Source organism: Pseudoduganella sp. GW821-FHT11H04, from assembly GCF_058807935.1.
Genome location: NZ_JBXARE010000019.1, coordinates 84,856 through 94,775, shown reverse-complemented (window position 1 = coordinate 94,775; position 9,920 = coordinate 84,856). Strand labels below are relative to the sequence as shown.

Genomic DNA, 9,920 nt, shown 5'->3' with positions numbered 1-9,920 from the left:
TTCGTAGTTTGCGTTTCATAGCAACACTCCTCCTGCCTAAGCAGTTTATAGTGTTGCGTCGACCGATTGAATCCGCAGGCGGAAACGGACCGTGGTGCATGCGAACCAGGTGATGAAATCCATCCTCTTTCGATTTTGCGAGCGGGCTCTCAAACACCAAACGAAAGATTCTGCGAAAACAGAGTATGGGAAAAGTATGAAAAAGAAGGGTGGATTTAGATAGACAACGAAAGTCACGAGGGTGAAGTGCATGCTATGTAATTGCCTCCATGGATGTCCACCAAAGTTTCGTCTGAACCCATTTACACTGCAGGGGTCACAAGTTCGAAACTTGTACTTCCCACCAAAATTCTAAAAGGCTCGCGAATTCATGTCGCAGGCCTTTTTTGTTGGGTGCGCCGCACTGCGGCTATCAGGCCCAGCAGGCCGGCGCCAAACAGCCACGGCGTTCCAGGAAGAGGTAAGGTCGAGACGGGGTCGGACGGGAACGCGCTGAGCCAATCAAAGCCCGAGGCTGAGCCAAGGCTGTAGCCATTCAATACAGTGCCATCCGCCAGATGCACATCGCTAATTCCCTTCCAGAGGCCCGTTGAAGCAAAGTTGCTATAGGCGCTCGCCTCGCTGCCTGCTACACCGCTCAATGACTGGGTGAAGGCATCCAGTGTGCCTGTCAATTGGAACGCGACACCAAATTCAAAAGGAATGTCGAACGCGAAGACGCCGGTCAGGCCGGAGACGGCTTCGATGTTGATGGCGCCATTGACTGCCTGGCCGCGCCGCATGTCGTTAATGGTAATCGCGCCATTTTGCGAGACCAATTGTCCCGTGGTTGAAAACACCGTGTTACCGCCAGCCTGTATCCGGGCCGCGATCGTCGAATTGCCGGCTGCACCCGGTTCGGAAAGGGAATTCAACCCGCCCGACACGGAAAAAAGCGCGCGCGCGAATGCCGGTCCTGTCAATGTGGCGCTGGAAAATGTCAGCTGGTCGCTCCAGACCGCTCCGCCCAGTCCGCGGGTCTGAGAAGTGGCGCCAACACCTGGATTTGCGACCGCCGAAAACGCATTTGCATGTAGCGCGCCATACTCGGCCATCGCATAGCCGGAGGTAGCAAGCCCAGGGACGATTGTGCTGTTATAACCGATCGCGCTCGCACCTCCACCATTCGCGGTCGCACCGTGAATCGTCGCTGGACCGTTGAAAATTCCTTCGTCGTAGACTACGGCAGAAGTGGCAAGCAGAGTCGCCTGCGCGGGGCTTGCGAAGGCAAGCAGGCATCCCCAAAATAAAACCCGACCTAGAGATATGCTGCGCGCGACTTTCATGATGGCTCCTTGACATTATTGGCTAATCTGCCAAAGACTGTTCAAAGCATTAATTGAGCCAGAAAATTAATGGTGAATGAAAACAAATATATAGCTGCGACCGAACTCGCTGAACCATATGGGATGTCAATTTTCTCGACATCCAAAGAGAGCGCCAAGGCCTCGCAACAGCAGTTGCGAGGCCTTTGTCGGTTACGGTCTTAGTTGTAGACCGCAGTCAGGCTCGTGACCTGCACGCCATTCAATACGCCCTTGAGGTTATTGATCTTTTCGGGCTTGGATTGGTTCTGGTAGTACACCAGTGCGGTCGCCGTCCAAGGCACATTGAACTTGTCCTGCGTGGCGACACAGGAAGCGGTGATGGTGCTGTTGCCCGGTACCGTCGCAGCAAACGTGAAAGCGGTCTGGGTCGTAGAGCTTTCTGTCGATTGGGTGGTGTAGTTGACGCCGAGCTTGTAGCCGACGGTCAGCTCATCCTTGGTGACGAAGAAGTTGGTTTCGGCTTTGAACGTCACCGAGGCTTCGTTAGTGATGCTGATGGTCGTCGTGTCCGTGTTGGTATAGCTGATCGTCCTCGTTTGAGAAATGGTTTGCGGCTGGCTTTGAGTATTAGTCAGCTTGACGGTCATAATCGAAGTTGGCGTCGATTCCGAAATAATGAAATTCGGGACATCGAATGTCAGCGATTGAATTTCAATTTTCTCGGGAATCGCTTCCGCAAAATAACAACCCAATTGGTCGACTTCCGATGCGGACTGTCCATAAAAGGCTTTTAATACGGAGCCGGCCACGTTAATAGTAAATGGCGAGCCACCGCCTCCGCCATACGCCATTGATTCACGACCAGTATTCAGCGTGAATTTGATTTGATCCAGCCTGGCGCCGGAGCGGCCTGAGATCTGGGTGATGAACTCGTTGTCGTTCAGGATAAATGGCGGGTGATCGTCTCCGCCGTCGCCGCCGTGGGTAAGGGTGATCGGGCTGCCCTGGATCCCGTCGTAGGTGGTCTGGATGTTGTCGACCCTGTCGGCAGAGCGGATTTTGATCTGTTTGATCTTCCCGAGCAGGTAGCCGCTGCTGGCCAGGTCGTTGAATGGCGAGCCACCGCTGCCGCCGAAGGCGTTGGTGCGTGTGATCGAGGCGGGCGTCACTGGCGGCTTAGTGCCGTAGGCGAAGCCGATTGCGTCCATGCGTGAGGCGCTGCGCCCGAAGAAGTATTGCAGGGCCTCGCCTTTAAAGTCGACCGAGGATGGCGAGCCGCCGTTGCCGCCGTAGGGGCCGTACTTCTTGCCGAAACTCGAGTAGAAGGTAATCTGGTCGAGGCGGGCTGCGGAACGCAGCTCCACCTTGGTAATGAATTCTTCGTCATCCAGATTAATAACGCTTAAGTCCCCGCCTGTGCCGCCGTGCACAAGATATTGCCCATTCGCAAAGGTAGTCGCGATCGAATCGACTTCCGAACCATGACGGACAAAGATCTGGGTAATGCGTCCCCAGCTATCCACGTCGTGAGTGTCGGTGAATTCCGAGCCGCCGTCGCCACCATAAAAACCAGTATTCTTCGTAGTCATGATCGACCTTTATCAAGATAATAGTTATTTAAAAAGGATGAGCAAAAGCTACCCACCCGCAGGGTAAATACCTAGCGCGAAAGTAAGGTGCAATAACGAAGGGAGGATATTCGGAAACAGGGCCGATGATTTAATCGGCTGGATTTACATCGTAGTGCTCGGCCAGGGGTTTTTCAAGAAACAGTTTTAAAAAAACATTAATATTTATCTGCAACCGGCTTCGAGGTGTTTTTCGTCAAACCCTGGTAGGTAGAGTCAGGATAAAACTAGTGCCCTCGCCGAGGGCGCTTTTAACGTCGATACGCCCGCCAAGCAGGCCGTACACAATGTTGTAGACGATGTTCAGGCCCAGGCCGGAGCCGCCACGGCCAAGCTTTGTGGTGAAGAATGGGTCGTAGATCTTCCCCATGTTTTCTGGCGCGATGCCGATGCCGTTGTCGCGCACCGCGACCGCTACCAAGCCGGCGCCAACTGCTTCTGCCGTGATCTTGATCTCGCCATTCTCCATGCCTTCGAAGGCATGGATCAGGCCATTGTTAACGAGGTTGATCAACACCTGGCCGAAGGGCCCGGGGTAGCTGGTCATTACGATTCCGGGTGGGATCTCGTGGTTCACGCGGACACCGGACTTCTTAAAGGTTGGCATCAGCACGAGGAGGATCTCGGATACCAGTTCGTCGAGCTGAAATTCGCGGCATTGCGAAGTGGCGCGGTCCACCGCCACCTGTTTGAAGCTGGCGACCAGGTCTACAGCGCGGTGCAGGTTGCGCAGCACGATCTGGCTGCCGTTGTTGACGTCTCCAATATAGTTTTGCAGGGTGGAGCGCTTGACGCCAGATTCGATGCTGGCAGCGAACGCGTTGCTCTGATCAAGCAAGGTGCTGACAGCCAGCAGGCTGTTTCCGATTGGGGTATTCAGTTCATGCGCCACGCCGGCAACGAGGGAGCCCAGGGCGGCGAGTTTTTCACTGCGGACCAACTCTTCCTGCGCTCGCTGCAGGTTGCCGAGCGAGTCGGCAAGTTCGCGGTTGGTATCGGCGATCTGGCGCGTGCGTACGTTGACCAGGTCCTCCAGTTCCAGTTCGCTGCGTTTGCGATCCGTAATGTCGGTGGAGACACCGCCTAAGGCCCAGATCTGGCCGAATTCATCGATCAGCGGGAATTTCTCGGAGATATAGGTGCGCGGCCCGCCTATAGTGCCGGCCGAGGTTTCTTCGTGGCTGGAGGCGCGGCCGCTTGCCACGACGGCGCGATCGGATTGGCGTACGGCTTGCGCCATCTCAGGAGCGAAGAGGACGTCGTCCGTGTTCCCAAGTGGTTCCGGCGATCCTGGTGGTAGCAGCATGCGGAAACTGTGGTTAACCATCAGGTAGCGGCCATCGAGGTCCTTCACGTAAATCACGGCCGATGATTTCTCGACGATGTTATTGAGAAGTGCCTGGCTGCGGCGCAAGGCCGCATCGCGCGCAGCGATTGTGGAGAGCATGGCGTTGAAGGCGCTTGCAAGCCTGCCTACCTCGTCCTGGCTTGCGACCGGCGAACGCAGGTCGTAGCGCTGCTCGCGTGTAACTTCGTCAGCGACGGACGAAAGTGCGAGCAGCGGCGTGGTGACCAGGCGACGCGAACTCCAGGAGTAGAGGATGCCACCGAACGATAAGGCAAGGAAGACTACGCCGAGCACCAGGCCATATTGGCGCATCCGTTCCAGGGTAGATGGCAGCTGGTATTCGAGCGCCAGGTATCCGACTGTCTCGCGTTCAAAGCGGATCGGGGACAAGATCGAAAGCTCGTAACCGTCGAAAATGTGCCCGCTTTGTTCCAGCGGCCCTGGCCAAACGCACGGCGCCGCACGATCTCGATTGAAATGCGCGAACACGCGTTTGTCGGCGGTGTATAGGCAGGCTTGGGAAATCTCGGGGCTGGCGCGTAATGACTCGAGTTTGCGGACAGCGCTGCTGCGGTCAACGAAATTCAAGTCGGCATCGAAATTGATCGCCAACAAATCACTACGGCTGCTCATTTCGCTGACGATGCGGGGACGGGCTACCAGCACGTCATAACTGGCGAGGGCAAACAGTGCTACCAGCATCGCCGCAATCGTCGTAAAGAGAGACACCAGCAAGTATTTACGCTGGAGTCCCAGATCACGGAAGAAGCCTTGGAAGCTTTTCATTCGGGGTAGTTCCCATTTGCATCCGAGTAACTATCTTAGCCCAGTTGGCAATGTCACTACAAGCATGCGACATGCGGATGCAAATGTTGCTAAGTTTTGCGTATGACGGAACAGCACGCGCAGAGTGGGGCTGAGGAACCCGCGCCATCTTCAGAGGATGCGGCAGACAGTCGCGCCGGTCAGCCGCGCGCACCGCTCGGCGAGTGGCGTGGTCCAGCCTTCTGGATGGCTTGCGGCGCGCTGTTGGCGGGACTGGTGGGCGGGGTTGTTGTCCTCTTTGAGCGCGTAGCGGTGGAGCGCGACATGATGGCGGTTGCCGCCACGCTGCCGGCGCCGGTCACGCCATCTCCCGCAAGCGTAGTGCAGTCGCTCCCTGCCGGCCAGCCCGCCGCAGTACAGGCTGCGGCAGAAATCTCTCCCGCATTGGCGCCTGCGAATTCGCTGGCGTCGCAGCCATCAGCCGCTTTGTCGGCGCGCCACGCGCCGGTCCGGCGCCAGGTTGCGCGTCGCACAACCGCTCCGGTGTCGCAGCGCAGCGTTGGCGTGGCGCGCGTCACAGCGGCCAAGCCTTACGTGAAGCCGGACACGTCGACGCTACGCAAGCGTGCGGCGTACGAACAAAAATATGCGGGAGTCTTCAGGCGCTGTCCCGCGCCTGGGATGCTGGGTGCTGTCCAATGCCGGCGTAATATCTGCAACGGAGCAGAGGGCAGGGGGGCGGCGTGCAAGCCCTATGTAAGGAAGCCGCGTTAAGCTGCCGGCAGGGTAATGAAGGCGCGCTGATGTTCCTGCAGTTCCTGGCACGCAAGACAAGTAGCGGCACTGGGCTGCGCATGCAGGCGTCCCGACGAAATCGCCAGGCCGCAGCGCTGGCATTGGCCGAATGTCCCGTCTTCCAGCCGTGCGAGGGCGGCATCAATTGCCGCCACTTCGGCGGAATCACGTCCTGCCAGCACCTCGCGCCGCTGGCGCAGGACGGCAGTCCAACGGTCAAATTCATCAGGTAACATGGCTGGTCTCCATTTTTGGAGCCACTTTAACGGGCATCGTGAACCCCGTCACCAAGCCCGCATGACCTAGGTCAAGTTTGGTCAAGATATACAGGAAAGCCCCAGTTTGGCCACTTGCCCACGGGGGCGCTACAATCATAGGATGACAGGATTTGACAACCGACAGGACCCGGCCTTGACCCATTCAACGATTGCGGAACGCAGCCTGCAGTGGCTGCTGGCATCGGCCACAGATGCAATGCTGATCATCGACAAGGACGGCCAACTGGTCCTGGTCAATCCAGCCCTTGAAACCCTGTTCGGATACGGTCCCGGCGAATTGCAAGGCAAATCACTGGAGGCCCTGATCCCGGAGCGCTTCCGCCACGGCCACGTCGGCCTGCGTGGCAGCTACTTCGAGCGCCCGCACCCGCGCGCCATGGGCGCAGGGGTCGAACTTTTCGCCACCCGCAAGGACGGTACCGAATTCCCGGTCGAAGTAAGCCTGTCGCCGCTGCCTGACAATGATATGCAGCCGATGGTGATGGCGACCATCCACGACATCAGCGCCCGTAAGCAAGCCGAGCGCGCGCTGCAGGAGAGCGAAGCGCGCATGCGCGCCATCTTCGAGACGGCGGTAGACGCCATCATTACCATCGACGAACGCGGCACGATTGACCGCGTAAACCCGGCGGCCGAGCGCATGTTTGGCTATCCCGAAGCCGAAGTCGTGGGCAAGAACGTCAAGATCCTGATGCCCGCGCCGCACCGCGAAGCGCACGATGGCTATTTGCATCATTACCTGACGACGGGCGAAAAGCGCATCATCGGCAAAGGTCGCGAAGTCCAGGGCCAGCGCCGCGATGGCAGCCTGTTCCCGATGGATTTGGCCGTGACCGAGATGTGGCTGGGCGGGCGCCGCATGTTCACCGGCCTGGTGCGCGACATCACGGAGCGCAAACACGCTGAAGAAAAGGCCCAGCAACTGCTGCAGGAGCTGACCAGCGCCAACGAAGAACTGACCAATTTCGCCTACGTCGTTTCGCATGACCTGAAGGCGCCGCTGCGCGGCATCGGCTCGCTGGCCGACTGGCTGGCCCACGACTACAGCGACAAATTCAACGACGAAGGCAAGGAGCACATGCGCCTGCTGATCAACCGTGTGCACCGTATGGGCGCCCTGATCGACGGCATCCTGCAGTACTCACGCGTTGGCCGCATCAAGGAAGCGGCCGTACCGGTCAAGCTGGACCAGCTCGTGGCGGAAGTGGTGGATTTGCTGGCGCCGCCGGAAAATATCAAGGTCACCGTCATGCCCGGCATGCCGACCGTGGTCGGCGAACCGACGCGTATCCAGCAGCTGTTCCACAACCTGGTATCGAACGCAGTCAAATACATGGACAAGCCACAGGGCGAGGTCGCGGTGGGTTGGACCGATGAAGGCGACCAATGGCGCTTCCACGTGACCGACAACGGCCCAGGCGTCGCCGAACGCCACTTCGAACGCATTTTCCAGCTGTTCCAGACGCTGGCGCCGCGCGACCGGGTCGAGAGCACTGGCGTCGGCCTGGCATTAGTGAAAAAGATTGTTGAAATGTACCAGGGCAGGGTGTGGCTGGAGTCCGAGTTGGGCAAAGGCACCACTTTCTATTTCACCCTGCCAAAGAAAAGAAAGAACAAGGAATGAATAATACGAGCAAGCCAATCCTGCTGGTTGAAGACGATCAGGTCGATGTCATGACCATCATGCGCGCACTTAAAGAAGTCCACGTGGGCAATCGTGTCGTATCGACTGAGAACGGCGAAGCAGCACTGGAATACCTCCGCGAACCAGGCAGCGAGCAGCCTTGCATCATCCTGCTGGACCTGAATATGCCGATCATGAACGGCATCGAGTTCCTGCAAAACATTAAGCAGGATCCAAACCTGCGACGCATTCCTGTCGTAGTGCTGACCACATCCGAGGAGCAGCAGGACAAGATGCGAAGCTTCGACCTCGGCGTGGCCGGCTACATGACCAAGCCCGTCGACTACCGCCAGTTCGTTGAGGTGGTGCGCTCGATTAACCTGTACTGGACCATCAGCGAGCTGCCATGAGTACGGTAAGGGTCCTGATCGTCGAGGACGATATTGTTGACCGCATCGCTTGCCGCCGCGCCTTTGCGCAGGCGCCGGGCTTCAGCTGCGAGCTGCTCGAAGCGGAAAGCGGCCAGGATGGTCTTGATATCGCGCTGCGCGAAAAGCCCGACTGCATCCTGCTCGACTACCACTTGCCGGACCTGACTGGCCTGGAATTCCTGGCTCGCCTGGCCGCCGACCAGGGCGAACCTCAGCCCACTATGCCCGTGATGATGCTGACCGGCGCCGACAGCGCCACCGTAGCGGCGGAAGCCATGCGGCGTGGTGCGCGCGACTACCTGGTCAAGGACAGCGATGGCCGCTACCTGGATTTCCTTGCCGGTGCCATTGACCGCCTGTTGCGTGAACAGCGCCTGATCGATGAGAAGCTGCAGGCCGAGCGTGTGCTGCGCCAGTCGCAGAAAGAGCTGCGCGAGCTGGCCGCCTACCAGGAAAAACTGAAAGAACACGAACGCACCCGCATTGCCCAGGAAATCCACGATGAACTGGGTGGCCTGCTGACCGGCATCAAGGCCTATATCTCGGTGGCGATCGAGCGCGGCGGAGAACAGTCCGACCCGCTTTTGAACGACGCCGCCAAGCTGGCGCAGGACGCGATTGAAACCGTGCGCCGCGTGATCACCGACCTGCGCCCCAGCGTCCTTGACCAACTGGGCATCTGGCCCGCATTGGAGTGGTACTCGGAGCAGGTGGCCCAGCGCAGCGGGTTGCAGTGCAGCTGCAACATCACGCCCGCTGCAATGGCTCTGGAACTCGATGCCGAACGTAGCACCATGCTGTTCCGCGTAGCCCAGGAGGCGCTGACCAATGTCGTGCGCCATGCCGAAGCGAGCGAAGCGCGCTTGATTGTGGACCGTGATGGCGACTGTGTCGTGCTGCGAGTCGAAGACAATGGCAAAGGCATCGAGAGCGCCGGCCTGTCCGACCGCGAATCGTGGGGCCTGTTCGGGATGCACGAACGCACGCGCCGCTTCGCCGGCGAGCTGAATATCAGCGGCAAGGCGGGGCAGGGTACGACCCTGCAACTGCGCCTGCCTTTGGAGGATAAAAATGGGTGACAAGATCACCGTATTGCTGGTCGACGACCACGCTATCGCGCGCAACGGCGTGCGCCTGATGCTGGGCACGGCGACCGATATCAGCGTGGAGGGCGAAGCCGGCAACGCCGTGGAAGCCATGGAACGTGCGGCTGAGCGGAGTTTCGACGTCGCTTTGGTCGACATCAAAATGCCGGGCAAGAATGGACTGGATTTGCTGAAATGCCTGCGCAGCGAATACCCGCGCATGGCGGTGCTGGTGCTCAGCACCTATTCGGAAGAGATTTACGCCGTGCGGGCGCTTAAGTCAGGCGCCTCCGGCTACCTGACCAAGGATGCCCCGACCTCGACCCTGATCGAGGCCGTGCGCAAGGCGGCATCCGGCGGCAAGCATGTCAGCCCGGCTCTGCTTGAAAAATTGGCAACCCTGGTTGGGGGCGGCCCAAGCGGCGACCACGAGGAGCTTTCGAACCGTGAGCTGGAAGTTTTCAAGCTTATCGCCCAAGGCGAGTCGCTGGTTCGCATAGGGGAAAAACTACATTTAAGCCCGAACACGGTGACCACCTACCGCAGCCGCATCCTCGAGAAAATGGGCATGTCCAGCAATGCTGAGCTGACGCGCTACGCTCTGGAGCATGGACTGATCTGATGCCTTGTAGGGGATCCACTACAACAACTACACAGGA

Annotated in this window: 9 protein-coding genes; 5 read left to right on the top strand and 4 right to left on the bottom strand. The window is 58.6% G+C overall.

Going from position 1 to position 9,920, the window contains the following annotated elements; translation table 11 throughout:
* Positions 1-368: 368 nt before the first annotated feature.
* From AC1RTP_RS26310 to AC1RTP_RS26300, 3 genes are all read right to left on the bottom strand, one after another.
* Positions 369-1,325 (bottom strand): hypothetical protein, encoded by a 957-nt coding sequence (locus AC1RTP_RS26310; RefSeq protein ID WP_498611598.1) that lies wholly within the window; start codon positions 1,323-1,325, stop codon positions 369-371.
* 200 nt (positions 1,326-1,525) lie between these two features.
* Positions 1,526-2,896: a jacalin-like lectin gene (locus AC1RTP_RS26305; protein WP_498611597.1), complete on the bottom strand. Its 1,371-nt coding sequence runs from the start codon at positions 2,894-2,896 to the stop codon at positions 1,526-1,528.
* Between the two features lie 235 nt (positions 2,897-3,131).
* Positions 3,132-5,069 (bottom strand): ATP-binding protein, encoded by a 1,938-nt coding sequence (locus AC1RTP_RS26300; RefSeq protein ID WP_498611596.1) that lies wholly within the window; start codon positions 5,067-5,069, stop codon positions 3,132-3,134.
* Positions 5,070-5,171: 102 nt separating this feature from the next.
* Between AC1RTP_RS26300 and AC1RTP_RS26295 the strand changes: the two genes are divergently transcribed.
* Positions 5,172-5,822 carry a hypothetical protein gene (locus AC1RTP_RS26295; RefSeq protein WP_498611595.1) on the top strand — a complete coding sequence of 217 codons (651 nt, stop codon included), beginning with the start codon at positions 5,172-5,174 and terminating at the stop codon, positions 5,820-5,822.
* On the opposite strand, the gene AC1RTP_RS26290 is transcribed toward AC1RTP_RS26295, so the two are convergent.
* On the bottom strand, positions 5,819-6,079 hold the full coding sequence (locus AC1RTP_RS26290; RefSeq protein WP_498611594.1) for a TraR/DksA family transcriptional regulator: 261 nt from the start codon (positions 6,077-6,079) through the stop codon (positions 5,819-5,821). The genes AC1RTP_RS26295 and AC1RTP_RS26290 overlap by 4 nt on opposite strands.
* A 175-nt stretch (positions 6,080-6,254) precedes the next feature.
* Between AC1RTP_RS26290 and AC1RTP_RS26285 the strand changes: the two genes are divergently transcribed.
* The 4 genes from AC1RTP_RS26285 to AC1RTP_RS26270 are packed head-to-tail and all read left to right on the top strand — an operon-like array spanning position 6,255 to position 9,883.
* The gene (locus tag AC1RTP_RS26285; RefSeq protein ID WP_498611593.1) at positions 6,255-7,745 is read left to right on the top strand and encodes a sensor histidine kinase; all 1,491 of its coding nucleotides are present in this window, start codon (positions 6,255-6,257) and stop codon (positions 7,743-7,745) included.
* Positions 7,742-8,155, top strand: coding sequence for a response regulator (locus AC1RTP_RS26280; protein ID WP_498611592.1), 414 nt, complete (start codon positions 7,742-7,744; stop codon positions 8,153-8,155). The genes AC1RTP_RS26285 and AC1RTP_RS26280 overlap by 4 nt, the downstream gene beginning before the upstream one ends.
* Positions 8,152-9,255, top strand: coding sequence for a sensor histidine kinase (locus AC1RTP_RS26275; protein WP_498611591.1), 1,104 nt, complete (start codon positions 8,152-8,154; stop codon positions 9,253-9,255). Before AC1RTP_RS26280 ends, AC1RTP_RS26275 begins: the two co-directional genes overlap by 4 nt.
* Complete coding sequence (locus AC1RTP_RS26270) at positions 9,248-9,883, top strand: response regulator transcription factor (protein WP_498611590.1); 636 nt, start codon at positions 9,248-9,250, stop codon at positions 9,881-9,883. Before AC1RTP_RS26275 ends, AC1RTP_RS26270 begins: the two co-directional genes overlap by 8 nt.
* The last annotated feature ends 37 nt before the right edge of the window (positions 9,884-9,920 follow it).

Bases quoted from the DNA above. Each gene is read 5' to 3' on its own strand.
- AC1RTP_RS26310 (WP_498611598.1), bottom strand. From the start codon at position 1,325: ATGAAAGTCGCGCGCAGCATATCTCTAGGTCGGGTTTTATTTTGGGGA.
- AC1RTP_RS26305 (WP_498611597.1), bottom strand. From the start codon at position 2,896: ATGACTACGAAGAATACTGGTTTTTATGGTGGCGACGGCGGCTCGGAA.
- AC1RTP_RS26300 (WP_498611596.1), bottom strand. From the start codon at position 5,069: ATGAAAAGCTTCCAAGGCTTCTTCCGTGATCTGGGACTCCAGCGTAAA.
- AC1RTP_RS26295 (WP_498611595.1), top strand. From the start codon at position 5,172: ATGACGGAACAGCACGCGCAGAGTGGGGCTGAGGAACCCGCGCCATCT.
- AC1RTP_RS26290 (WP_498611594.1), bottom strand. From the start codon at position 6,079: ATGTTACCTGATGAATTTGACCGTTGGACTGCCGTCCTGCGCCAGCGG.
- AC1RTP_RS26280 (WP_498611592.1), top strand. From the start codon at position 7,742: ATGAATAATACGAGCAAGCCAATCCTGCTGGTTGAAGACGATCAGGTC.
- AC1RTP_RS26275 (WP_498611591.1), top strand. From the start codon at position 8,152: ATGAGTACGGTAAGGGTCCTGATCGTCGAGGACGATATTGTTGACCGC.
- AC1RTP_RS26270 (WP_498611590.1), top strand. From the start codon at position 9,248: ATGGGTGACAAGATCACCGTATTGCTGGTCGACGACCACGCTATCGCG.